The 23,965-nt window shown below is 65.4% G+C and carries 20 protein-coding genes; 7 read left to right on the top strand and 13 right to left on the bottom strand.

All coding sequences use genetic code 11. The features are described from left to right. Positions 1–7: 7 nt before the first annotated feature. Both QRN11_RS05525 and aspS read right to left on the bottom strand, forming a co-directional pair. Positions 8–787: a GNAT family N-acetyltransferase gene (locus QRN11_RS05525; protein WP_285250192.1), complete on the bottom strand. Its 780-nt coding sequence runs from the start codon at positions 785–787 to the stop codon at positions 8–10. Between the two features lie 73 nt (positions 788–860). Next, a complete protein-coding gene (gene aspS / locus QRN11_RS05520) occupies positions 861–2,639 on the bottom strand; it encodes an aspartate--tRNA ligase (RefSeq protein ID WP_142059337.1) in 1,779 nt (592 codons plus the stop codon). 109 nt (positions 2,640–2,748) lie between these two features. Here aspS and QRN11_RS05515 point away from each other — a divergent pair, with 109 nt between their 5' ends. Beyond that, complete coding sequence (locus tag QRN11_RS05515; RefSeq protein WP_142059339.1) at positions 2,749–3,990, top strand: APC family permease; 1,242 nt, start codon at positions 2,749–2,751, stop codon at positions 3,988–3,990. Positions 3,991–4,138: 148 nt separating this feature from the next. Continuing rightward, the gene (locus tag QRN11_RS05510; protein ID WP_502935014.1) at positions 4,139–5,731 is read left to right on the top strand and encodes an HNH endonuclease; all 1,593 of its coding nucleotides are present in this window, start codon (positions 4,139–4,141) and stop codon (positions 5,729–5,731) included. Between the two features lie 45 nt (positions 5,732–5,776). Here QRN11_RS05510 and hisS read toward each other — a convergent pair whose 3' ends face one another. Then, on the bottom strand, positions 5,777–7,147 hold the full coding sequence (gene hisS, locus QRN11_RS05505; RefSeq protein ID WP_142059343.1) for a histidine--tRNA ligase: 1,371 nt from the start codon (positions 7,145–7,147) through the stop codon (positions 5,777–5,779). Positions 7,148–7,372: 225 nt separating this feature from the next. On the opposite strand from hisS, the gene QRN11_RS05500 reads away from it, so the two are divergent. From QRN11_RS05500 to QRN11_RS05490, 3 genes are all read left to right on the top strand, one after another. After that, on the top strand, positions 7,373–8,179 hold the full coding sequence (locus QRN11_RS05500; protein ID WP_142059345.1) for a peptidylprolyl isomerase: 807 nt from the start codon (positions 7,373–7,375) through the stop codon (positions 8,177–8,179). Positions 8,180–8,246: 67 nt separating this feature from the next. Then, positions 8,247–9,788, top strand: coding sequence for a DUF349 domain-containing protein (locus QRN11_RS05495; protein ID WP_142059347.1), 1,542 nt, complete (start codon positions 8,247–8,249; stop codon positions 9,786–9,788). Between the two features lie 103 nt (positions 9,789–9,891). Beyond that, a complete protein-coding gene (locus tag QRN11_RS05490) occupies positions 9,892–10,629 on the top strand; it encodes a type IV toxin-antitoxin system AbiEi family antitoxin (RefSeq protein ID WP_181762576.1) in 738 nt (245 codons plus the stop codon). Here the strand turns inward: QRN11_RS05490 and QRN11_RS05485 are convergent. The 9 genes from QRN11_RS05485 to pdxT form a co-directional block, all read right to left on the bottom strand. Then, the gene (locus QRN11_RS05485; protein WP_142059349.1) at positions 10,510–12,900 is read right to left on the bottom strand and encodes a RelA/SpoT family protein; all 2,391 of its coding nucleotides are present in this window, start codon (positions 12,898–12,900) and stop codon (positions 10,510–10,512) included. The genes QRN11_RS05490 and QRN11_RS05485 overlap by 120 nt on opposite strands. A 131-nt stretch (positions 12,901–13,031) precedes the next feature. Then, positions 13,032–14,048: a protein translocase subunit SecF gene (secF, locus tag QRN11_RS05480; RefSeq protein ID WP_091419839.1), complete on the bottom strand. Its 1,017-nt coding sequence runs from the start codon at positions 14,046–14,048 to the stop codon at positions 13,032–13,034. Continuing rightward, positions 14,048–15,808, bottom strand: coding sequence for a protein translocase subunit SecD (gene secD / locus QRN11_RS05475; RefSeq protein WP_091419838.1), 1,761 nt, complete (start codon positions 15,806–15,808; stop codon positions 14,048–14,050). The genes secF and secD overlap by 1 nt, the downstream gene beginning before the upstream one ends. Positions 15,809–15,912: 104 nt before the next feature. Then, on the bottom strand, positions 15,913–16,323 hold the full coding sequence (yajC, locus tag QRN11_RS05470; RefSeq protein WP_091419836.1) for a preprotein translocase subunit YajC: 411 nt from the start codon (positions 16,321–16,323) through the stop codon (positions 15,913–15,915). A 209-nt stretch (positions 16,324–16,532) separates the two neighbouring features. Next, positions 16,533–17,624, bottom strand: coding sequence for a Holliday junction branch migration DNA helicase RuvB (ruvB, locus tag QRN11_RS05465; protein ID WP_091419835.1), 1,092 nt, complete (start codon positions 17,622–17,624; stop codon positions 16,533–16,535). Next, a complete protein-coding gene (gene ruvA / locus QRN11_RS05460; RefSeq protein WP_285250191.1) occupies positions 17,617–18,261 on the bottom strand; it encodes a Holliday junction branch migration protein RuvA in 645 nt (214 codons plus the stop codon). Before ruvA ends, ruvB begins: the two co-directional genes overlap by 8 nt. Before the next feature lie 99 nt (positions 18,262–18,360). Then, positions 18,361–18,939 carry a crossover junction endodeoxyribonuclease RuvC gene (gene ruvC / locus QRN11_RS05455; protein WP_091419831.1) on the bottom strand — a complete coding sequence of 193 codons (579 nt, stop codon included), beginning with the start codon at positions 18,937–18,939 and terminating at the stop codon, positions 18,361–18,363. 32 nt (positions 18,940–18,971) lie between these two features. Then, the gene (locus tag QRN11_RS05450) at positions 18,972–19,727 is read right to left on the bottom strand and encodes a YebC/PmpR family DNA-binding transcriptional regulator (RefSeq protein ID WP_091419830.1); all 756 of its coding nucleotides are present in this window, start codon (positions 19,725–19,727) and stop codon (positions 18,972–18,974) included. Positions 19,728–19,730: 3 nt separating this feature from the next. Continuing rightward, positions 19,731–20,441 (bottom strand): pyridoxal 5'-phosphate synthase glutaminase subunit PdxT, encoded by a 711-nt coding sequence (gene pdxT, locus QRN11_RS05445; protein ID WP_285250190.1) that lies wholly within the window; start codon positions 20,439–20,441, stop codon positions 19,731–19,733. A 90-nt stretch (positions 20,442–20,531) separates the two neighbouring features. Here pdxT and QRN11_RS05440 point away from each other — a divergent pair, with 90 nt between their 5' ends. Continuing rightward, positions 20,532–21,824, top strand: a complete 1,293-nt coding sequence (locus QRN11_RS05440; protein ID WP_285250189.1) for a Mur ligase family protein — start codon at positions 20,532–20,534, stop codon at positions 21,822–21,824. After that, a complete protein-coding gene (locus QRN11_RS05435) occupies positions 21,821–22,573 on the top strand; it encodes a type 1 glutamine amidotransferase (protein WP_285250188.1) in 753 nt (250 codons plus the stop codon). Before QRN11_RS05440 ends, QRN11_RS05435 begins: the two co-directional genes overlap by 4 nt. 50 nt (positions 22,574–22,623) lie before the next feature. Here the strand turns inward: QRN11_RS05435 and QRN11_RS05430 are convergent, their stop codons facing one another. Continuing rightward, entirely contained in the window at positions 22,624–23,889 is a 1,266-nt protein-coding gene (locus QRN11_RS05430) for a CapA family protein (protein ID WP_502935013.1), read from the bottom strand. Positions 23,890–23,965: the final 76 nt, after the last annotated feature.

Raw genomic sequence — 23,965 nt, 5'->3', positions numbered from 1 at the left:
GCCCGGCTCAGCAGCCCGTCAGCGCCCGGCGCGGCCGCTGCTGACGGTAGAGGTAGCGGCCGGATTCCGTAAATCCCGCCCGGGCGTACAACTGCTGTGCAGCCTCGTTGGCGGCGGTGACGAGCAACCAGAAACTCTTGATCCCACGCGTGTTTCCCTCGGACAGGAGTGCCTGCAGCACTTCGGAAGCGTATCCACGCCGGCGGTGCGACGGGGAGGTGGCCATGCAGTAAATCCCGCCGGTTTCATCCACCAGGGCGAGGCGCCCGACGGCGGCGGGCCGGCCGTCGTCGTCCCTCACCAAGGCATACAGCGAGGGGCAGCCGGTGAGGATGGCACGCGCTGTCTCCAGCTCTGCCCCGCCGCCGCGGCCGTCCACGCTCCACCACAGAGCCAGCCATTCGTCGTCGGGCCGGTCAGTTATCTCCACCGGAACGGCACCCCGTGCGGGCACGCGTGCGGCCGCCGCGCTCCGAACCATGATGAGTGTCTCCGACTGGCGTGTGAAGCCGTGTCCGTCCAGGACGTCGTTCAACGCGCCGTTGGCGGGTGCGTCCGTGACCTGGAAGATCAGGGGAAGCCGCCGTTCCCGGTACCACTGCGCCGCTTCGCGGAGCGCATCGCCGGGCGCTTGGGCACTGGTCCGCGGCCACACAGAATTGGCCCGTTGGGTGACACCTTCCGCGGCGCGGAGGACCCACTCCCCCGTGTCGTGCCGCTCTATGGAAGGCCAGGCAGCATCCATCAGCGTTTCAAAATCATGCAGACCCGGGAGGCCGTAGCCCATGTGGACTCCTGTGTGCGATAAGCCTGAAGGCCCTCCTTTGCGGGAGGGCCTTCAGGTCAAACGGGTTGATGCTCTACTTACCGTCGGTGGGCTTGGCTTCCGGCTTGAAGTCAACGCCGGCTTCCTTGCGCTGCTGCGGTGTGATGGGGGCCGGGGCCGCAGTCAGGGGGTCGTAACCGTTGCCGGTCTTGGGGAAGGCAATAACGTCGCGGATGGACTCGACGCCAGCGAGCAGTGCCACCACCCGGTCCCAGCCGAAGGCGATGCCGCCGTGCGGAGGGGCACCGTACTTGAAGCCTTCCAGCAGGAAGCCGAACTTGGTCTGGGCGTCTTCCCGGTCGAGGCCCATCAGTTCAAAGACGCGTTCCTGGACGTCGCGTTCGTGGATACGGATGGACCCGCCGCCGATTTCGTTGCCGTTGCAGACGATGTCGTAGGCGTATGACAACGCTGATTCCGGATCCTTATCGAAGGTGTCGAGGAACTCGGGCTTGGGCGAGGTGAAAGCGTGGTGGACAGCGGTCCATTTGCCGGCACCTACGGCCACATCGCCTGAGGCAACGGCCGCTGCTGCGGGCTCGAACATCGGGGCGTCCACCACCCAGCAGAAGGCCCAGGCGTTGGGGTCGATGAGGCCGGTGCGGTGGCCGATTTCAACGCGGGCAGCACCGAGCAGGGCGCGCGCGGCAGTCTTCTCGCCGGCAGCGAAGAAGATGCAGTCGCCGGGCTTCGCGCCAACGGCGTCAGCCAGGCCGGCGCGTTCCGCGTCTGTCAGGTTCTTTGCCACGGGGCCGGCGAGTTCGCCGTCCTCCTTGAACAGGACATAGGCGAGGCCCTTGTGGCCGCGCTGCTTGGCGAATTCCTGCCAGCCGTCCAGGGTACGGCGCGGCTGGGAGGCACCGCCGGGCATCACCACGGCGCCCACATACGGCGCCTTGAACACACCAAAGTTGGTGTCCTTGAAGAATTCCGTCAGCTCGGTCAGCTCCACGCCGAAGCGCAGGTCGGGCTTGTCCGAGCCGTAGCGGGCCATGGCGTCCGCGTAAGTGATGCGCTGGATCGGCGTGGGGATCTCGACGTCGATCAGCTTCCATAGTGCCTTGACGATGTTCTCGCCCAGGGCAATGATGTCGTCCTGGTCCACGAAGCTGGCTTCGATGTCCAGCTGGGTGAACTCCGGCTGGCGGTCGGCGCGGAAGTCCTCATCGCGGTAGCAGCGGGCGATCTGGTAGTACTTCTCGAAGCCGCCCACCTGCAGGAGCTGCTTGAACAGCTGCGGGGACTGCGGCAGGGCGTACCAGGAACCGGGGGCCAGGCGGGCGGGGACCACGAAGTCGCGGGCGCCTTCCGGCGTCGAACGCGTCAGTGTGGGGGTTTCCACCTCGACGAAGCCGTCCTGGTGCAGCAGCTCGCGGGCCACGCGGTTTGCTTCCGAGCGGAGCCGGAGGTTGCGGGCGGGGCCGGGGCGGCGAAGGTCCAGGTAGCGGTGCTTCAGGCGTGCTTCCTCGCCCACCTCAACGTGCTCGTCGATCTGGAACGGGAGCGGCTCGGAGGTGTTGAGGATGATCACCTTGTCCGCCATGACCTCAATTTCGCCGGTGGCCAGGGCAGGGTTCTCGTTGCCCTCGGGCCGCTTGGAGACTGTGCCGGTGATTTGCAGGACGTACTCGTTGCGCAGGCCGTGGAAGACTTCTTCCTCGCGGACCACTACCTGGGCCACGCCGGACGCATCACGCAGGTCAACGAAGGCCACGCCACCGTGATCACGACGGCGGCCCACCCAGCCAGCGAGGGTTACGGTCTGTCCAATGTGCTCGGAACGAAGGGATCCGAGGTCATGTGTGCGCAGCACAGCACGCCTTTCTGCGGGGTAACAACGGGGAGATAACAGCGAAGTTAAATAGGATCGATCCGGGAACGATCCCGTTCGAGTTTACCCGCTACCCAGGGACCGCCGCCGCATGAGCGAACACCAGCAGCTGCAACGCAGGCTTGGCACCTTTGACGCCACCACCATCGGCCTCGGCTCCATGCTGGGCGCGGGCGTGTTTGTGGTGTTCGCGCCCGCCGCTGCGCTGGCCGGAAACCTGCTGGCGGTGTCGGTGGTCATCGCGGGGGCCGTGGCGTACTGCAATGCGGTGGCGTCCGCAGCACTGGCAGCAAAATATCCCACCAGCGGCGGCACCTACGTCTATGGCCGGAAGCAGCTTGGCGAGTGGCCCGGCTTCCTGGCCGGCTGGGGATTTGTGACCGGGAAGACTGCCTCGTGTGCTGCCATGGCGCTGACGTTTGGGAGCTATGTTGCGCCGGCTTATGCAGTGCCGGTGGCCGTGGCGGCAGTGGTGGCGCTGACCGTGGTGAACCTGCTGGGAATCACCCGGACCGCGCTGCTGACGCGGATCCTGCTGTGCGTGGTACTGGCAACCCTGGTGTTCGTTGCGGTAGCCGCGCTGGTCGGGCCCCATCCTGTGGCGGCCCCGGGTACGGCGTCCGCCGGCGGGCTGGTTGGCGTGCTGCCCGCCGCCGGCCTGCTGTTTTTCGCCTTCGCAGGGTATGCCAGGATCGCCACCCTGGGCGAGGAAGTGAAGGACCCGGCCCATTCAATCCCCCGGGCCATCCTTGGTGCCCTGGCTTCGGCCTTCGCCATCTACCTGGCCCTGGCGTTGCTGCTCCTCAACCACCTGCCCGGTGGGCAGCTTGCGGCCACGAAGACGCCGCTGTTGGAGGCCGTCCTGCGGTCCCAGTTCGCGGCGGGCGCGCCGGCAGTGCAGGCGGGTGCGGCGGCAGCCTGCCTGGGTGCGCTCCTCGCCCTCATCACCGGAGTGGGACGCACCACGCTGGCCATGGCCCGGGAGCGCGACCTTCCCCGCCCGCTGGCCAGGATCGGCGGCAAACACACCGTCCCGTACGTTGCAGAACTGGCAGTGGCCGCCGTCGTAATCCTGCTCCTGCTGACCGCCGACGTCATGACGGTGGTGGGCTTTTCCAGTTTCGGCGTGCTGCTGTACTACGCGGTGGCCAACGCCTCCGCCTTCACCCTGCGGAACCATCCCGGGTACGCGCCGAAGTGGTTGAACGCCGCCGGCTTCCTGGGCTGCCTGCTGCTGGCCTTCACCCTGCCTGCCGCATCCGTGCTGACCATGACAGCTGTCCTGGCCTTAGGTGTGGCGGGCCGCTGGCTGGTTCTGCGCTTCCGGCGTTAGCGCTGCGGGCGGGCGTGTCCGACGGCGGCTTGGCCGCTTATAGCGGAAAGCGCGCCTTCCTGAGGGCCCTGACGCTGATGTCCCGGGTTATCCACATAGGGCCGGTGGGGTTCGTGCCGTTGGCTGGGGCCGCTGGAAGACTTTGGTTATGGAAGCGATTCGAGGTTTGGCAGGGGCGGCCGCAGTGCAAAACCGTGCTGTTCCTTCTGTTGCTGATGTCCTTGAATTGCTGGCTGCTGTCCCAGTCGCTATGGACGGGCCGGGAAAGATTGACCAGCTGCGGGAGTTGGAGGATGTGAAGTCCGCTGCTGCCGCGAAGCAGGCACGGATCGCGGTAGCCTACGAACTTGCCGCCCGGCAGGAACAGGCTGCCGCGGGAGTCCATGCTCATGAACTCGGCGCCGGGGTGGGCGCGGAAATCGCGTTGGCGCGTCGGGAGTCGCCGTCCCGTGGCGCCCGGTTGCTGGGTTTGGGGAAAGCCCTGGTTGAGATGCCCCACACGTTCGCGGCGCTGGAATCGGGCCAGTTGAACGAGTGGCGGGCCACCCTGATGGTGAAGGAAACAGCCTGCCTGGCGGTCGAGGACCGGGCCGCGGTAGACGAGGAACTCGCCGCCGACACCGGGACCTTGGCCGGCTGTGGGGACCGGTCCATCATCGCGGCGGTCCGGTCTGCTGCGTACCGGCGGGACCCGCAGTCGGTTGCCCGGCGGGCCAGCCAGGCTGTGAATGAGCGGACGGTCACGCTGCGTCCGGCTCCGGACACGATGACCCGGCTGACCGCCCTCCTGCCCGTGGCCGAGGGCGTGGCCATGTACGCGGCGCTGACCCGCCACGCCGACGCGCTTAAGTCTTCCGGGGAGGAGCGCCCGAAGGGCGCGATTATGGCCGACGAATTGGTCGAACGCGTCACCGGCACCCCGGGCGGCTACACAGGCATCGACCTCCAGCTCGTCATGACCGATCGCACCCTCTTCCAAGGCGACAGCGAACCCGCACGACTCACCGGCTACGGCATCGTCCCGGGTGAATGGGCTCGAAAGGCCATCCGTGGCGAGCTGATGTCAGACGCGGGATCAACCGGCGGTGGAGCAGCCGTCCAAGGATCTGCGGAGCTCGCGCCGGATGGCCCAGCACCAGCAGGGCAGGGATCAGATGGCGGTGTTAACGCGGGCACCGGAGACGTTGGTTTTGGCCGCCCAAGCAGGCCGCCTTCGGTCGGCACTCCGGAAGGTAGAGAGTTGAATGTCTGGCTTCGCCGGCTCTACACAGCGCCGACGCACGGGGAGCTCGTCGGGATGGACTCCAAAGCCCGGCTCTTCCCGCCGGGACTACGCCGGTTCATCCAGGTCAGGGATGACACCTGCCGCGCCCCTTACTGCGACGCGCCCATCCGGCACCTGGACCACATCATCCCCTGGCACCACGACGGGCCAACCACCAGCACCAACGGCCAAGGCCTCTGCGAAACCTGCAACCACACCAAAGAAACACCAGGCTGGGCCGCAAAGACAATCACCCGGCCAGGTCAAAGGCATTCAGTTGAAACAAGGACACCCACCGGCCACACCTACCCCTCAACAGCGCCGCCGCTCCCGGGAACGCGGGTCACCGAAAGTCCTCCGCTTTCAACGGCCGGGGTTGGCCTCCCAACCGCAGCAGGGATTTGGCCAGGACGACGCGGTGCTGAGCAAGGGCGCGGGAGAGCGCCCAAACGCGCCCAGCTCGAATCACCGGTGTGATGAGAACGGCTGCTAAGACGAAAGCTTCAGCGGCTGGGAACTGTCCTAGACTGCGGAAGCCACCGCAGCCGTCGACGCAACCTGGACAGCCAAATCCTCCGCCGGCGGGGTCCAGGTCTCGGGGAATGCCACTACCTGCTCGCCGGTGCGGATGTCCTTGACCTGGTGCGTGCCGTCGTCGTCGGTGAACCAGACGAAGGGGATGCCGCGGCGGTCGGCGAACTTGATCTGCTTGCCGAATTTCTCCGCCTTGGCTGCCACCTCCGTGGGAATTCCACGGCTGCGGAGCTGTGCCGCGACGTCCTGCGCGGCACTCCAGCTCCCGTCATTGGTCAGGGAGACGAGCACGGCGGTGGGAACTGAGCGCGACGCCTTGGCCAGGTCCTGGCTGAGGATGCGTGATACCAACCGTGTAACGCCGATTGAAAGACCTACCCCGGGGAACTTCCGGTTGCCCTTGGAGGCCAGTGCGTCGTAGCGGCCGCCCGAGCAGATGGAGCCGAGCTGTTCATGGCCCACCAGCACCGTTTCCACCACTGTGCCGGTGTAGTAGTCCAGGCCACGGGCGATACTGAGATCGGCCAGCACCTTGCCGGGGGCCCGCTGGACAGCAGCCTCGATGACCTGCTCCAACTCATTCAGGCCTTCTTCAAGCAGCTCATTGCTGACGCCCAAGGCGCGCACCTGTTCCACGAAGGACGTGTCCTCGGTACGTATTCCGGCCAGCTCCAGAGCCTTCTGCGCCTGCTCGTCGGTTGCACCCAGTTCAGCTTTCAGCAGTTCGGCGACCTTTGCGGGACCGACCTTCTCGAGTTTGTCAATGCTGCGCAGCACGCCGGCCGTATCGTCCAGGCCGATGCCGCGGTAGAAGCCCTCTGCGAGTTTGCGGTTGTTGATCCGGAGCCGGAAGTCAGGGATGGGAAGGGCGCTGAGGGCCTCTGCAATGACCAGCGCGATTTCGACGTCATAGCGGAACGGCAGGTCGCCGTCCCCCACCACGTCGATGTCCGCCTGCGTGAATTCACGGGCGCGGCCCTCCTGCGGGCGCTCACCGCGCCAGACCTTCTGGATCTGGTAACGGCGGAACGGGAAGGCGAGGTAGCCGGCGTTCTCCACCACATAGCGGGCGAACGGAACGGTCAGGTCAAAGTGGAGTGCAAGCGCTTGTGGATCGGCTTTGCCGCCTTTAACGGGGTTCTCGCTCTCGTCCTCCTGGAGCCGGCTGAGACCGTACACTTCCTTATCGATTTCGCCCTTGCGCAGCAACTGCCCCACGGTTTCAACCGCCCGCGTTTCAATGGAAGCGAAGCCGTGCAGCTCGAAAACCCGGCGCAGCGTATCCAGCACGTGCAGCTCCACCAGCCGCTCCTCGGGAAGCCACTCGGGGAATCCGGACAGGGAGGCGGTGCGTGCCATGGTGGATTTTCTCCTCTTGATAAGGGTGCCTGGGACTTGCGCGGCCCGAAACGGGCCTGGAACGGCGGCAGTCCAGCCAGTCATGCATAAACTATGTGCGGCAGTCAGTTTATGCGTCATCCGCCAGCATCTCTAATGCAGCGGACGCGTCAGGGCTTGGCCGTCAGACACCTGCGCCCGGGGCCCGTGCCGCGGGGCGCAGCAGCCCGACAATAAGGAGGACCCTTGGCGGCCAGTTCACGCAGTGCCCGCGAAGCAAGGCGGCGCATTCAGCAGATGGAAGCCAAGCGCGAGCTGCGCCGGGAACAGGAGAAGCGGCGCAGGCGCGACAACTTGATCGCCGCCGGTGCCGGAACCGCCGCCGTGGTGCTCGCCGTCGTCCTTCAGCTGACCGCTTTCGCCGGTAATCCCACCGAGGAGGAGTTCGCCGCCGCCGAGGCAGGGCTCTCCAGCCCGTCTGCCTCCACAAGCCCGTCCGCGCCGGCGACCAACAGTCCCAACATTCCTGCTGCGGAAACGGCCGACGGAAAGACCTTCACCGGCGACCTGGTCCTGAACGGGAGCTCCCTTGCAGTGGAGCTGGACGGGACGAAAGCACCGCAGGCTGCCGCTGTTTTCAAATCGCTCAGCGACGAAGGCTACTTCAATGCCAAAACCTGCCACCGCCTCACCACCGGCGATACCTTCGGGCTGCTTCAATGCGGCGCATCCGGACCCAACGGGGAGGGGGATCCAACCTACACCTGGGGTCCCCTCGAAAACACGCCCGCCGACAATACCTATCCGGCCGGAACCATCGCCGTGGCACGCACCGGAAACAACGCCTTCGGAAACGGGAAACAGTTCTTCATCGTGTACAAGGACACGGTCATCCCGGCGGACAGCGCAGGGGGCTACACCGTGGTGGGAAGAGTGACTTCCGGGCTTGATGTGGTGTCGAATATAGCTGCAGCCGGGATTACACCGGGCAGCAGCGACACAGACGGCGCACCTGTGGAACCAGTCACGATAGACTCGTTTTCTCTGAAGTAGGAAGCCCGGCCCCTGAGGCTGCGGTGCAGGACCTGAGTATTTTCCTCCAAGCGAAAGACTTTTAGCGGTGACAGACAGTCAGAAATCCGACGAAACAGCAACAGACCTGACCGGGACGGCGGCACCCGCCGCCGAGGAAGTTGCACCTGCAGCCAGCGATCCCGTAACGGAAGCTCCCGTGGAGAATGCCCCGGAAAGCGGCGCCAGTGAGGGCCCAGCCGAGGAAAGCAATGCCCCGGAAAGCACTTCCCCGGCACCGGCACCCCGCCCGGCACCTTCTCCGGCCGCCTTCGCGTCCCGCCCCAAGCCTGCCGCTGCACCTGCTGCAGCAGCGGTTCCCGCAGCGCCGGCAACGTCGCTGGCAGAAGCGTCGAAGTGGGGCCGCGTAGAGGGCGATGGACACGTCTTTTTGACCATCGACGGCGCGGAACACCCCGTGGGCCAGTACCCGGGGGTCAGTGACGACGAGGCGCTGGCGTACTTCGCGCGGAAATATGACGATGTGGTGGCCCAGATCGTGCTGCTCGAACAGCGCGTCAGCTCAAAGGCCCCCAGCACCGACATGCAAAAGACCGTCACGCACCTGCGTGAGCAGCTCGCCGAGCGCAACATGGTGGGAGACCTTAGGTCTGCCGAGGCACGGCTCGATGCGTTGTCCACGCAGATCGCTGAACTCGAAAAGGCGGAGAAGGCCGAGCATGACGCCGTCCGCGCCTCCGAGCTCGCTGCCCGCGAGGCCATCGTTGCCGAAGCCGAGGAAATCTCCGGCCAGGATCCCACCCAAACGCAGTGGAAGACCTCCAGCGCCCGGATGAACGAGCTGTTCGAGAGCTGGAAGACTGCCCAGAAGAGCGGAGTCCGCCTGGGCCGAAGCAACGAGGACGCCCTGTGGAAGCGGTTCCGTGCCGCCCGCACTGTTTTTGACCGTCACCGCCGCGCCTACTTCTCGCAGCTGGACAGTAACAACTCTGCTGCCAAGTCAGCCAAGGAAAAGCTGATCGCCGAGGCCGAAGCCTTGTCCACCTCCACCGACTGGGGATTCGCCGCCGGCGAGTACCGGCGCCTGATGGATCAGTGGAAGGCCTCCCCGCGGGCCAGCCGCAAGGACGACGACGCCCTCTGGGCCCGGTTCCGCGCCGCCCAGGATGCCTTCTTCACGGCGCGCCAGGCCGCAAATGATGAGATCGACCAGGAATATGCCTCCAACCTCACGGTCAAGGAAGCGCTCCTGACCGAAGCCAACGGCATTCTCCCGGTGAAGGACCTGACTGCTGCCAAGAAGGCCCTGCAGTCGATCCGGGACCGCTGGGAAGAGGCCGGCAAGGTCCCGCGCGCGGACATGGGACGCGTTGAGGCCGGGCTGCGGAAGGTGGAGGACGCAGTCCGCCACGCCGAGGAAGAACAGTGGCAGCGGTCCAACCCGGAGCGGAAGGCACGCACCAACAGCGCCCTGTCACAGCTGGAATCCGCCATCGCGGGGCTCCAGGAAGACCTCGCGACGGCCGAAAAGACCGGTGACCAGCGCAAGATCAAGGCAGCCCAGGAAGCCCTGGAAGCACGCCAGGCCTGGCTGGACCAGATCCAGCGGTCTGCCAGCGAATTGTCCTAGCCCTTTTCGCGCCGGCTGTTTGTCAATGCAGGCCCGGTTCCGGTTATCCACATAACCGGAACCGGGCCTGTGCCGGTTAACGCCATCGGGGCAGGATGGGTGGATGGCGACACCCACGGCACCTCCCGCCGCCGCCCACGGCGCGGATTCCTCCTCCAGCCCGGAACCACTGCCGCGCTTCCCCGAGCTTTATGCTCCGGGCATGCCGTTTGCCTTCCCGGAGCTTCAGGCGCTGGCCGCCGACGGCCTGCTGACCCGGTTCCATCAGCACGGTTACGCGCTGCCTGGAAGCACGGCCACCCCGCAACTCCGGGCACGGGCAGCCGCTGGAGCGGTTCCGGCAGCCGTGCGCCAACGGGTAGTGGCCGGGCGGATGACGGCGGCCTGGATCTATGGCTGCGCGGCCGAACCAGACCGGTTGGCACTGCTGGTTGATGCCAAGCGCCGTGTTTCGAGCCTGCGCAACACCCGGGGCTGCAGCCTGCACGAAGTGAAGCTCGGGCCGTTCGATGTTGTCAGCCTGGGCGGTTTGATGGTCTCCAGTCCGCTGCGCACTGCGCTTGACGTAGCCCTGCATGTAGAGGCGGAGCGGGCCATCCCCACCCTCGAAAGTTTGCTGGCGCGCCCGCAGAACGATGTGCGCCTGCGGTTGCTGATCCTGGCCATCGAGGCCAGCCCCCGGGTCCCCCACAAAAGGGCGGCACTGGAAAAGCTGGCGCAGCTAGTTCCGGCGCTTGTTCCCCGTGGTGCGGTAGACGTCGAAAACACCGTCAATCCGGCGGACAGCACTCAGGACGTGGTGCAGGTACTTGGGGTCACCCATCTCGAAGGCGAACTTTGAAATGGCAACGCGGTCGCTGGAGGTATGGACGCTGGCTGCCAGGATGTTGACGTGGTTCTCGGAGAGCACGCGTGTGACGTCGGAGAGCAGCGATTTGCGGTCCAGCGCCTCCACCTGGATCTCCACCAGGAACACACTGGACTGCGTGGGCGCCCAATCCACATCAACGATCCGGTCCGGCTGGTCCTTCAGGTCGGAGATGTTGGTGCAGTCCGTCCGGTGCACGGACACGCCCGAGCCTCTCGTCACAAACCCGAGGATCGGGTCCGGAGGAACAGGCGTACAGCAGCGGGCCAGCTTCACCCAGACGTCGCCCACGCCACGGACCACAACACCGGAGTCGGAGAACTTTGCCTTCGTAACCTGCGTGGGGATGCTGACTTCGGTGATGTCGTCGTCGGTACTTTCGTTCCCGCCAAGGCTCTCGACGAGCTTCTCCATGACCGCCTGGGCGGAGGTATGCCCGTCCCCCACTCCCGCGTACAACCCGGAGATGTCAACGTACTTGAAGTCCTCTGCCACTGCGGCCAGCGCCTCATGCGTCATCAGGCGCTGCAGGGGCAGGTTCTGTTTCCGCATGGCACGGGTCAGGAGTTCCTTGCCGCGGTCGATCGCCTCTTCACGGCGTTCCTTGCTGAACCACTGCCGGATCTTGTTGCGGGCCCGGGCGCTCTTGACGAAGTGCTGCCAGTCCTGGCTGGGCCCTGCTCCTTCAGCCTTGGAGGTGAAGATCTCCACCCAGTCGCCGTGGTTCAACTCGCTGTTGAGCGGAACGAGCTTTCCATTAACCCGGGCGCCGATGGTCCGGTGACCCACCTCGGTATGGACAGCGTAGGCGAAGTCCACAGGGGTGGATCCGGCCGGCAGGGCCATGACTTCGCCCTTGGGGGTGAAGACGAAAACTTCCCGCGCGTTGATCTCGAACCGCAGGGAATCGAGGAACTCCCCCGGGTCGGAGGTTTCCTGCTGCCAGTCCACCAGGGACCGCAGCCAGCCCATGTCGCCGTCGCGCGGGCTTCCGGGGCCGACCGCGGTACGGTTGGGCTGGTCCTTGTACTTCCAGTGCGCGGCGACACCGTACTCGGCGCGTCGGTGCATCTCATGCGTCCGGATCTGGATTTCCACCGGCTTGCCGCCAGGACCGATCACCGTGGTGTGCAGGGACTGGTACATGTTGAATTTGGGCATCGCGATGTAGTCCTTGAACCTGCCGGGCAGCGGGTTCCAGCGCGAGTGCATGGTGCCGAGGGCTGCGTAACAGTCCCGGACGGAGTCCACCAGGACACGGACACCCATGAGGTCATTGATGTCGTCGAAGTCCTTGTCGCGGACAATCATCTTCTGGTAAATCGAGTAGTAGTGCTTGGGCCGGCCGGTGATGGTTGCCTTGATCTTGGCCGTGCGGAGGTCTTCAGTAATCTGGTCCCGGATGACGCCCAGGCTCTTCTCGCGCTCCGGAGTCCGGTCCCCCACCATCCGGACGATCTCTTCGTACACCTTGGGGTAGAGCGCCGCGAAGGACAGGTCTTCCAGTTCCCATTTGATGGTGTTCATGCCCAGCCGGTGCGCCAGCGGGGCAAAGATTTCGAGGGTTTCGCGCGCTTTTCGTGCCGAAGATTCGGCTGAAACGAAGCGCCACGTGCGGGCGTTGTGGAGCCGGTCGGCGAGTTTGATCATCAGCACCCGGATGTCCTTGGCCATGGCCACAACCATCTTGCGGACTGTCTCGGACTGTGCCGCTTCGCCGAAGCTGACTTTGTCCAGCTTGGTCACACCGTCAACGAGCATCGCCACTTCCGGACCGAAGTCACGCTTCAGGTCAGCGAGTGTGTACGGCGTGTCCTCGACGGTGTCATGCAGCAGAGCCGCTGCCAGGGTGGTTCCACTGAGTCCCAGCTCGGCGAGGATGGTGGCCACAGCCACCGGGTGGGTGATGTAGGGGTCACCGCTCTTGCGTTTCTGCCCGCGATGGCTCCGTTCCGCGACGTCGAACGCGCGCTGGATGAGGTCAAAATCCTCTTTGGGATTGTTGGCCCGGACCGTCCTCAGCAGTGGTTCGAGGATGGGTGAATAGTTTGCGGCACTCCGGCCTGTCAGCCGGGCGAGCCGTGACCTGGTGCGTTCCCGGCGGCCGGGAAAAGTGGGGCGGGAACCGGAGTTGTCCACCGGGACCAACGAACCTGCGCGCGCGGAAGCAGCCTGGCCGGTCTGCACACCGGCCGGACCCTGATCTCCTTGTGCCGTCGGCAGCGACGCAGAACGTTCTTCCAATGAAGCACCCCTCATGACCGTTTAATTACCCCAGTCTATTCCTCACCCGAAGGAGTTTTATAACCGGCTCTTAAAACAGCCAGGGCCGGACGGCGTCAGGATTCTGACACCGTCCGGCCCCTGCGAAAAACCTAGGCCTGGGCGGGCTCCGCCGGAGCCGCGGAACGCTCAGCACTAGCACGGCGCTGCTCGACTCGCTTGGCCTGCCTGACGAGGTCCGGCTCGTTCTGCCGCAGCCAGGCATACATCGGAGCGGCAACGAAAATGGTGGCCGCAGTGCCGATCAGGATGCCAACGAACAGGGCAAGCGAGAGGTCGCGCAGCGTTCCCGCGCCCAGGAGTCCGGCACCGATGAACAAGATGGCGCCGACCGGAAGGATGGCCACCATCATGGTGTTGATCGAACGGACCAGGGTCTGGTTCACGGCCAGGTTGACTTCCTCCGCGAAAGTGCGCCGTGTTGATGCGTCAAGCTCAGCCGTATTCTCACGGATCTTGTCGAACACCACCACCGTGTCATAGAGCGAGTAGCTCAGGACGGTGAGGAACCCGATAATCGCTGACGGGGTCACTTCGAAGTCGCTGAGCGCGTACACTCCGGCTGTTACGAACATGGTCACCACCATGCCCGCAATGGCCGAGAGCGACATCTTCCAGGTGCGGAAGTACAACGCCATCAGCACCGCGGCAAGGAGCACAAAAATCACCAGGCCGAGCAGCGCCTGCTTGGTGACGTCAGCACCCCAGGTGGGTCCCACAAAGGTCGAGGTCACCTCGTTGTCCGTGACTCCGTAAGCCGTGGTCAGGCCCTCTTTGATGCGAAGGGTTTCATCGTCGGTGAGTTTGTCGGTCTGGATCCGCATGGTGGTCCCGGCCACATTGGCGACGCGTGGCACGCTGCCGGCCACCACACTGGTGACGGCCTCCTCGCCTACCGTGGCGTCCGTACTCTTGACGTTCGAGACCGTGAACTCGGATCCGCCCCGGAATTCAATACCGAGGTTGAAGCCGCCCTTGGCCACCGGGATGAGGATGGACAGGGCAACGGCCACGGCCGCGATGATGAACCAGATCTTCTTGGCCCCTACGAAGTTGTAGGAGCGCTTGCCGGTGTAGAGCTCATTACCGAAAGTCGCGAAGCTTGGCATTACTTGTTCTCCTTCGCAGCAGACTTCGAGGAGCCGGCCAGCTCCGCCTGCTTCTGCGCCAGTCGGCGCTCGGCAATGGTCATTCGGCGTTCGGCCTCGGCCGTGGCGCCTGCATTCTTGGCTCTGACTGCAACGGCGGGCCGGTCTTCGGGTGTGCGGAGGCGGCCCGCGCCGCGGTACAGCGGAACTGCGCCGAGGCGCTTGGGGTCGAGGCCGGAGAACCTGTGTCCTTCACCGAAGAACCGGGTGCGGGCCAGCAGTTGCAGCGTCGGGTGGGTGAACATAAACACCACGATGAGGTCAGCGATCGCGGTCAAGCCCAAGGTGAAGGCGAAGCCGCGCACGTTGCCGACGGCCACGAAGTACAGGACCAGTGCCGCAAGCAGGTTGACAGCCTTCGAGGCCAGGACGGTCCGCTTGGCACGCTTCCAGCCGTTTTCGACGGCGGACACCAGCCCGCGCCCTTCACGGAGCTCATCGCGGATGCGTTCGAAGTAGACGATGAACGAGTCCGCAGTCTGGCCGATGGCAACGATGATGCCCGCTACGCCTGCCAGGGACAGCCGGTAGTTTTCCGTCCAGCCCAGGATGGCGATAGCCAGGTAGGTCAGGATGCCGGCGACCACCAGCGAGGCGATGGTCACGAAACCAAGGGCCCGGTACTGGAACAGCGAGTAGACCACCACCAGGAGCAGGCCGATCAGGCCCGCGAGGAGGCCCATGCGCAGCTGTTCACCACCGAGGGTGGCGGAAATCTGCTGCTCGCTTTGAATCTCGAAGCTGATGGGGAGGGCACCGAACCGGAGCTGGTCCGAGAGCGCCTTGGCCGTCTGTTCGGTGAAGCCGCCAGTGATCTGGGGGCGGCCGTCGGTGATGACGGCAAGCGAACGGGGAGCGGAAATGACCTGGTCATCGAGCACGATGGCAAACTGCGCCTTGGGGTCGTTGCCCGATTGCCCGCCGGCAGCCACGTAGAACTGGTTCAGGCGTTCGGTGACCTCTTTGAACTTACTGGTGCCTTCGCCGTCGAACTGGATGTTGACTGCCCATTCGTTCGTAACGGCACCCTGCGCACCCTGCTGGAGCTGGAAGGAGGAGGTGACGATGTTGCTGCCCTTGACCTCTACCGGACCCAGGATGTACTTGATCGCGGGGTTGTTCCCGGATGCAGGCTCACAGGTGACCAGCGGCTTGGCCGGGTCTGAGCGTTCCTGCTTGTCCTGGGAGGGGTTGTCGCAGTCGAGGGCTTCGAACTGGCGGTAGATTTCCGGCGTGATCCAGTTCGTGTCGCTGCTGTTGGCGGGTTCCGCCGTCGGCTTCGGCAGCTGGTCTTCCGGTGCCCGCGACTCCTCCGGGACGGCCGCGCCTGCCCCGTTAAGCAGGACGGGACGGAAGTTCATGTCCGCGGAGGCCTGGATGAGGTCGCGCGTCTGGCTTGAAGGGGTGCCCGGAAGGCTGACCACAACATTGCGCCCGGACTGGGTGCTGATCTCGGCTTCGGCAACACCGGAGCCGTCCACGCGCTGGCGGATGATCGCCACAGCCTGGTTGAGCTGTTCTTCGTTGATGTCCGAACCGCCCTCAACCTTGGGCGCCAGGATCATCTGGGTGCCGCCTTCGAGGTCCAGGGCCAGCTTGGGCGCCCAGCTTGCCTTCCCGGCCAGGGTGCCGCCCGCCAGGACAGCAGTCAGCGCGACGATGATGACGCCGAGCCAGACCAGGACCCTGAGGCCTGGTTTCTTAGGGCCAGTTCGTGCCATTGTTGATCTTTCTCTTATTCACGTCAGGAACCGCCGGTGCCTGGTTTTACCGGCACTGGCGGTATTCCGCAGCCGTAGAGGTGTTGAAAAGCGCTAACAGGGGACTAGTTGTCCTTCTTGCCCTCGTCATTGAGGCGCTTCAGGGTCTCGTCGGGAGTCTCGGCCGGCTGGGCCGGGGTTCCCGTTTCCGCTGCGGGGATTTCCTGCCCTGTGATGGAGGAGGCATCATCCGGGACGGCCGGCGCGGCGGCCTCGGGCACAGCAGCGGGCTCAACAATCTTGGTGACGGCCTGGCGGTGTACGGTGGCGAGATTGCCGGGGGAAAGTTCAAGGGTGACCTTGTTCTCGGCTTCGTCGATGTCCACGATCCGGCCGTAGAGGCCGAAGCTGGTCATCACGTCGACGCCCGGGCCGAACTTCGACTGGAGTTCCGCCTGCTGCTGCTGCGTCTTCTTGTTGCGGCGGAACATCATGAAGATGAACACGCCGAGCATGACGAACAGGAGAATTGACATTGGATCCAAGGGGAATTCCGTCCTTTTATTTGCCTAGCTGATTTTCCAGCAACATCGGCTTCGCTCCGGCCGGGGCAGAACAGTCAGGCAGGCAGAGGCCTGACGGGTTCCTTCCCCAGCGACGCAGGCAGCGTGTGCAGCCTGCGAAACAAAGACCCGAACGTGCCGAGCGTCATACCAGTCTAAAGGGAAAAGCTGAAGGGAGACTGCTACTGGCTTTGCGGGGCCCAGTTGTCGGTGCCGTCGGACTCATCTTGCGCAGCCGTATCGAAAAGGTCCAGCGGCTCCTGCCCGAAAACGCCGGACGGGATGGCATAGCCGAGGTGGGTCCAGGCGGGGGCCATGGCGATCCTTCCCCGCGGCGTACGGCCCAGCAGCCCCTCGCGCACCAGGAAGGGCTCGGCCACCGTCTCGACGGTCTCAGTTTCTTCGCCGACGGCGATGGCCAGGGTGGACAGGCCCACGGGGCCGCCGCCGAACTTGGTAATCAGCGCTTCCAGGACGGACCGGTCCAGCCGGTCGAGCCCCTTCTTATCGACTTCATACATATCCAGGGCCGCGGAGGCCGCCCGAGCATCAATCTGTTCGATGCCGTGCACCAGAGCCCAGTCACGGACCCGGCGCAGCAGCCTGTTGGCGATACGCGGTGTACCGCGGGAGCGGCCGGCGATCTCGCTGAATCCGGCGGAGTTGACCTTCAGGTCCAGCAGCCCGGCGGAACGCCGCAGGACAAGCTCAAGTTCGGCAACGGAATAGAACTCCAGGTGCCCGGTGAAGCCGAACCGGTCACGCAGCGGCCCCGGCAGGAGGCCCGCACGGGTGGTGGCACCGACGAGGGTGAACGGCGGCAGTTCGAGCGGAATGGCAGTGGCACCGGCGCCCTTGCCCACCACGATGTCCACCCGGAAGTCCTCCATGGCCATGTAGAGCATTTCTTCGGCCGGCCGGGACATCCGGTGGATTTCGTCCAGGAACAGGACCTCACCCTCGGACAGGGAGGACAGGATGGCGGCCAGGTCTCCTGCGTGCTGGATGGCGGGGCCGCTGCTGATCCGCAGCGGCGCGTTCATCTCGGATGCCACAATCATGGCCAGTGTGGTTTTGCCGAGCCCGGGCGGGCCCGAAAAAAGCACGTGGTCAGCGCTCCGGCCCCGCATGCGTGAGGCCTGCAGCACCAGCGACAACTGTTTCCGCACCCGGTGCTGGCCCACAAAGTCATCGAGGTTCTTGGGCCGGAGGGCGGCCTCGATGGCCCGCTCTTCCGGCTCCTCCCCCGCGGCCACCAGTGACGGTTCAGCCACGGCTGGTTACGCGGTTGCCGGCACGCGCCCCGTCCTGGCCGAGCCAGCGGAGCGTGGTCCGCAGGATTTCCGGCACGTTGCCGCGGAAGGAAACCTCGGGATCGTCCGCCAGTGCCTTGTCGATGCTGGCGGAGGCGTCCTTTTCCGACCAGCCAAGGCTTGTCAGCGCAGCCACCACCTGGGGTTTCCAGGCGGCCTCCGCAGCGGTAGGCGCGCCCGCTGCAGCCGCAGTGCCGTGCGGCACGAGCTTTCCGGCGAGCTCCAAAACGATCCTGCCGGCCACCTTGGGACCGATGCCTGGCACTTTGGTGAAGGTTTTGCTGTCGCCGGTGTGAGCCGCCACCCGGATCGCCTCCGGATCATGGACCGCAAGAACTGCCAGCGCCAGCCGGGGGCCCACCCCGCTGACACTGAGCAGGATGTCGAAAACTTCCCGCTCGTCGTCGGACGCGAAGCCAAAAAGCGTGAGCGAGTCCTCACGCACAATGAGGGATGTGAACAGCTGGCCCTCCTCCCCCGTGCGGAGCTTACTGAGGGTCTGCGGCGTGGCGTTAACGCTCATGCCCGCACCGTTGAGATCGATCACGGCCGTGGACAGGCCTACGTGCGCTACGGTTCCGCGAAGGAAACTGATCAAGGCCGGGCTCCTGGTGTACCGCCGTGCCGCCATCTGGAAAGAAGGCGGGCCCGGCTATCCGAACATATCTACGAATACCCTAGCAAGGAGCCAGGACAATCAGCGGGCACGCCGCACTTTCGCCTCGGCCTCGGCCCATGCGCGTTGGGCCGGAGTCAGCGAAGAACTGCCGGGGCCGGTAGTGGCAATTGCCGCGCCGCTGCCGGCACGCCACGCATGGGTGATGGCCAGGGCCAGGGCGTCTGCTGCGTCAGCCGGCCGGGGCGGGGCATCGAGCCGGAGGATCTTGGTGACGAGCTTGGTCACCGCGTCCTTGTTGGAGGAGCCGCTGCCGGTCACGGCCGCTTTTACTTCCGACGGCGTATGCAGCGCCACCGGGATTCCGCGGCGCGCGGCGGCGGCGATCACCACGCCGGACGCCTGGGCCACGCCCATCACCGTGCTGACGTTGAGCTGGGAAAAGACGCGTTCGACGGCGAGCACCTGGGGCTCGTAGCGGTCCAGCCATTCGTCGATGGCCAGGGCGATCACCAGGAGGCGCTGGTCCAGCGTCTCCTCGGGCGAGGTGCCCACCACGCCCACGGCGACCATGGTGGCCCGCCTGTTCCGCTCAACGTCCACCACGCCGATGCCGCAGCGGGTCAGCCCCGGGTCTACGCCGAGTACACGCAGCGTCACAGGCGCGGGGGTTCAGCAGGCACCGCGGGACGTCACTCTGATTCCAGGGCAGCCTGGACTTCGTCGCTGAGGTCGGCGTTGCTGTAAACGTTCTGGACGTCGTCGAGGTCCTCGAGTGCATCGGCAAGCTTGAGGAACTTGCGCGCACCGTCGACGTCGAGCTCCACCTGCATGGAGGGGACGAACTCCACTTCGTCGGTGTCGTACTCGATGCCGGCTTCCTTGAGGGCGTCGCGGATGGCCTGCAGGTCACCGGGCTCGGAGTGGATCTCGAACGTCTCGCCGTTGTCCTTGACCTCCTCGGCGCCGGCGTCCAGCACTGCCATCAGGACGTCGTCCTCGCTGAGGCCGTTCTTCGGCAGCGTTACAACACCCTTGCGGGCGAAGAGGTAGCTTACGGAACCGGGATCAGCGATGGTGCCGCCGTTGCGCGAAATGGCCAGACGCACCTCGGAAGCAGCACGGTTCTTGTTGTCCGTAAGGCACTCGACCAGCAGTGCGGAGCCCTGCGGGCCGCGGGCTTCGTACATGATTTCGGTGTAGTCCACCACTTCACCGGTGAGGCCGGCGCCGCGCTTGATGGCACGGTCGATGTTGTCGTTGGGAACCGAGGTCTTCTTCGCCTTGGTCACGGCCAGTTCCAGGCCGGGGTTGCCGGCGAGGTCCGGGCCGCCCATGCGCGCGGCAACTTCGATGTTCTTGATCAGCTTGGCGAACGACTTTGCGCGGCGGCTGTCAATGATCGCCTTCTTGTGCTTGGTCGTCGCCCATTTGGAGTGGCCTGACATGCTTTACGCTTCTCCTCTGATCATGCGGATAAAAAGTTCGTGTACGCGTTTCTCCCCCGTCACTTCCGGGTGGAAGGAGGTGGCCAGCAGCCGGCCTGAACGCACTGCAACAATTCTAGCCGTCCCGGGCAGCGGGACCGCGTGGGACGCGTGTTCAGGATCGGCCGGCTCCACCTGCGCCAGGATTTCGACGTCCGGTCCCACACGCTCCACCCACGGTCCGCGGATAAAGACGGCGTGGACGGGCGGAACCCCGGATTCCGTGGCGCTGAAGTCCAGCCCTTTGAAATCGAGGTCCGTCTCGAATGACTCGCGCTGCCGGCCGAACGCGTTGCGGCGCACTGTGATGTCCAGTCCGCCGAACGTCTGCTGCGGTGCTCCGGAGAGGTCGGTGGCCGGATCGGCGATGTCAGCGGCCAGCAGGATCATGCCGGCGCAGGACCCGTACACCGGCAGGCCGTCGGCGATGCGTTCCTTGAGCGGCCCGGCCAGGTCGAAGGCGCGGGCCAGCTTATCGATGGCGGTGGATTCGCCCCCTGGAATAACCAGGCCGTCCAGGCCGTCGAGTTCCTTGGGGCGGCGGATTCCCACCGCCTCCGCACCGGTCGCTTCGATGGCCCGGAGGTGTTCGCGGAAGTCACCTTGGAGCGCCAGCACGCCGATCCGCAGACCGGATCCAACGCGTGCGGAAGCCGCTGAAAGGGAATTTGTCATCCATCCAGCATACGGCGCAGTCGCTTTCCCGCAGTCCGCAGGGCCGTCCCCAGCGGCAGCTGTATGCCGTTGCTGGGATATATTCGAACTATGTTCTCCTTCAGTGTTCCGCTCGGCAAGCTGGTCCGTCGCGCCTCCCGGCTCCGGGGTGGCGGGTCTGCCTTTCCGGGGCTGGTGGTCGAAAAAATCGATCCCGGCTTTATGCGGCGGACACTCACCACTCTCCCCCACGGCGTCGCCGTCGTCAGCGGCACCAACGGCAAAACCACCACCACCAAGATGGTGGTGGAACTGCTGGAAAGCCAAGGCCTGAAGGTTTTCACCAACCGCACCGGCAGCAACTTCACCCGCGGCGTGGCTGCGGCCCTGCTCGGCGAAGTGGACTGGCGCGGCCGGCTCGACGCCGACGTCGCGGTCCTGGAACTGGACGAGGCCCACGCCGTTCATTTCGTCAACAGCGTGCCCCCGCGCTACTGCCTCCTCCTGAACGTCCTGCGCGACCAGCTGGACCGGTTCGGCGAGATCGACAAAACAGCCCAGCTGCTCCAGCACATCGCCGCGAAAACCACGGGCACAGTGGTACTGAACCGCGAGGATCCCCGCGTTGCCCGGATCGCCGCAACGCTGACCGGGCAGGAGGTCAAGTACTTCGGCCTCGATGACTCCCTGCTGGGAACCTTCCCCAACGACGACGACATGCGGGCCGCTCCCGGAAGTCCCGCCCCGGCGGCCCTGCCGGAGAAGCCCGCAGCCGACGTCGTACTCCGCAAGGTAGGCGCGGACAGTGCTGAATTTGAGTACGACGGCGGCACTGTCACCACCGGCATGAAACTGCGCGGGGTGTACAACATCTTTAATGCCGCGGCGGCGCTGACGCTTGCGCGCAGTATTTGCGGCGGCGGCGCAGCCACCGCGGACCATGCCACCTTGCTGGAGGCGCTGTCCAAGGTGGAGCCGGCGTTTGGCCGGGGTGAGAGCCTTACCGTGGACGGGCAGCCGCTGGACCTCGTCCTCGTGAAGAACCCGAGCGGCTTCCGGCTGGGGCTGAAGTCCTTTCCCGCCGGCGGCTACGCCACGATGATCGCCATCAATGACAACTACGCCGACGGCCGGGACATGTCCTGGCTGTGGGATGTGGAATTCGATTCCCTGCGCGCGGGCGGAGTGGACCAGGTGACCGGGTCCCGCGCCTACGACATGGCCCTGCGCCTGCAGTACGACGACGTCCGGATCGGCGCCGTGGACACCGAGATCGCCCCCGCCCTCGCGGCCTTCATCAGGGAGGCCCAAGGCAAGCCCAAGCGCGTTTTCTGCACCTACACCGCCATGCTGGCGATCCGCCGCGAGCTGTCCAAAATCACCACCGTGGAGGTTGTCTCATGAGCCAGGCAGGCGTGGATCCCGTCAACGGAAGCAAGGGCATCATCCGGGTGGTGCAGCTGTATCCGCGGGACATGAACATCTACGGCGACTGGGGTAACGCCCTGGTCATGCAGCAGCGGCTCCGCTGGCACGGCTACACCCCGGAACTGCTCGAATACAACGTCGGCGATCCCTTCCCGGACGCAGTGGATATCATCGTGGGCGGCGGCGGCCAGGACAGCGGTCAACTGGTCATCCAGGACGACCTGCAGGCCCGCGCGGCAACGCTGAAGGACCTCGCTGAGGACGGCGCCCCGATGCTGGTCATCTGCGGGCTGTACCAGCTTTTCGGACACTTCTTCAAGACGCGCACCGGAGCCGTCATCCCCGGCATCGGTGTTCTGGACGTGGAAACCCACGGCACGGACGAGCGCCTGATCGGGAATGTCAAGGTGTCCACGCCCGAGTTCGGCGAAGTCCTGGGTTACGAGAACCACAGCGGTCAGACCAGGCTCGGCAGTGGGGTGCGGCCCCTCGGCTCCGTTGCCAAGGGCACCGGGAACAACAGCAGCGACGGCCATGAGGGCGCCCGGTACCGCAATGTTGTGGCGAGTTACCTGCACGGATCGCTGTTGCCGAAGAACCCGGCGATTGCCGATTTCCTGATCCGGACGGCTGCCGAGCGGAAATTCGGGACGTTCGAGCCGGGCCAGCCCGATGACCGGTTCGCCGAACTCGCCAGGGAGCACGCGGCGCGCCGCCCGCGCTGATTCCGTTTTTGTTTCAACGGCCGGACGCCGGCACTTTCGTTGGCGCCGGTTTACGGCTCGCGGGTGATCAGGAGTTCGTGGGCCCCCGCCGCTGCGGCTCCACGGGATTCCACCACGCTGGTGGTCCGCTGCCTGGTCGCGGCGTCCGCTTCCGGGCCGGCGCAGGGCCCCTGCGGAGCGTCGGCCGCTACCGGGCACCAGCGGTAGGGGTCCCGGACCATCACCGATGGAGCCCAGGCCATATCGGTGGCTGACCACTTCCCGGCGGCGTCCTGGCCAAACTGCACCCTGACCAGCAGGCCCTCATTGTTGACCACGTACCACGGTGACAGCTCGGTGATGCCGTTGCCGAGGCCGTACACAATCCAGGTGCCCTTGTAGTTTTCGATGGGCAGCACCGAGTGGGTGTGGTGCCCGTAGACCAGGTTGAACTGCCCGCTGTCCACCAGCGCATGCGCCACCTCCTGCTGCTGGGCGTTCGGTTCGCTGGCATACTCCTCCCCGGCATGCATCGCTCCCAGGACGATGTCGGCCCCGAGTTCCCGCGCCTTCACGGCCTTGGCAATCATGGCCGGGGCGTCCAGCATGTCCACTTGCCACGGGTAGTCGGGGACCAGCCCGTTGAGCCCGTAGGCGGCCTCGATGACCGCTACCTTCGCGGCCGGTGTCTGCATGATGAGGATCCCTTGGGACTCATTTTCGGTCCGGTAGGAACCAGTGTGTTTAAGGCCGGCGGCATCGAGGGCATCAAGGGTGCGCAGCAGTCCGTCCGTGCCACGGTCGATGGTGTGGTTGCTGGCGGTGGTGCATGCCTGATACCCCACATTCTTGGATGCTGTGATGATCTGCGGCGGGACGTTGAAGGACGGGTACGCCGAGAACGGGCCTTCCGGACCGGCCACGGGTGTTTCCTGGTGGCAGATGGCAAGGTCGCTGCCGTTGATGTACCGGCGTTGCCCTTCCAGCAGCGGCCCGAAATCGTAGCCGGGCTTCCCCGCTGCGGCCGCATCCTGCTGCGCCTGCTGCCAGAGCTGGGTGTGGACCAGCATGTCGCCGGTGACCAGGACCGATGTGCACCGCAGCAGCGGGCAGGCCGGGCCCTTGCCAGGGGTGGGAGCAGGCGTCGGGGTGGGGCTGGGGGCCGGAGTTGAGGCTGGTGTCCCCGAACCGGCTGCTTCGGAACTGGAAACTGCGGGCCTGGGGGTCTGCCCGTTCTGCTCAGCCACCAACCCGCAGCCGGCCAGTGCAGCAGCTGCGAACAATGCGCAGACGGTGGCGCCGGCGCGCGCGGCGGCACCACCCCAACTAATCCCCATAGCCGTCATTGTAGGTATTGTGGCCGGCCGCCACGGGCATTTGGAGGCCGTTGAGAAGGCGTGGCCCGTGTGGAAG

Source organism: Pseudarthrobacter sp. fls2-241-R2A-168 (assembly GCF_030209335.1).
Classification (GTDB): Bacteria; Actinomycetota; Actinomycetes; order Actinomycetales; family Micrococcaceae; genus Arthrobacter.
The sequence above is the reverse complement of the archived record's forward strand: the minus strand, read 5'-3'. Positions and strand labels throughout refer to the sequence as shown.

Coding starts and splice junctions, on each gene's coding strand:
- QRN11_RS05525 (WP_285250192.1), bottom strand. CDS start 787: ATGGGCTACGGCCTCCCGGGTCTGCATGATTTTGAAACGCTGATGGAT.
- QRN11_RS05515 (WP_142059339.1), top strand. CDS start 2,749: ATGAGCGAACACCAGCAGCTGCAACGCAGGCTTGGCACCTTTGACGCC.
- QRN11_RS05510 (WP_502935014.1), top strand. CDS start 4,139: ATGGAAGCGATTCGAGGTTTGGCAGGGGCGGCCGCAGTGCAAAACCGT.
- hisS (WP_142059343.1), bottom strand. CDS start 7,147: ATGGCACGCACCGCCTCCCTGTCCGGATTCCCCGAGTGGCTTCCCGAG.
- QRN11_RS05490 (WP_181762576.1), top strand. CDS start 9,892: ATGGCGACACCCACGGCACCTCCCGCCGCCGCCCACGGCGCGGATTCC.
- secF (WP_091419839.1), bottom strand. CDS start 14,048: ATGCCAAGCTTCGCGACTTTCGGTAATGAGCTCTACACCGGCAAGCGC.
- secD (WP_091419838.1), bottom strand. CDS start 15,808: ATGGCACGAACTGGCCCTAAGAAACCAGGCCTCAGGGTCCTGGTCTGG.
- yajC (WP_091419836.1), bottom strand. CDS start 16,323: ATGTCAATTCTCCTGTTCGTCATGCTCGGCGTGTTCATCTTCATGATG.
- QRN11_RS05450 (WP_091419830.1), bottom strand. CDS start 19,727: ATGTCAGGCCACTCCAAATGGGCGACGACCAAGCACAAGAAGGCGATC.
- pdxT (WP_285250190.1), bottom strand. CDS start 20,441: ATGACAAATTCCCTTTCAGCGGCTTCCGCACGCGTTGGATCCGGTCTG.
- QRN11_RS05440 (WP_285250189.1), top strand. CDS start 20,532: ATGTTCTCCTTCAGTGTTCCGCTCGGCAAGCTGGTCCGTCGCGCCTCC.
- QRN11_RS05435 (WP_285250188.1), top strand. CDS start 21,821: ATGAGCCAGGCAGGCGTGGATCCCGTCAACGGAAGCAAGGGCATCATC.
- QRN11_RS05430 (WP_502935013.1), bottom strand. CDS start 23,889: ATGGGGATTAGTTGGGGTGGTGCCGCCGCGCGCGCCGGCGCCACCGTC.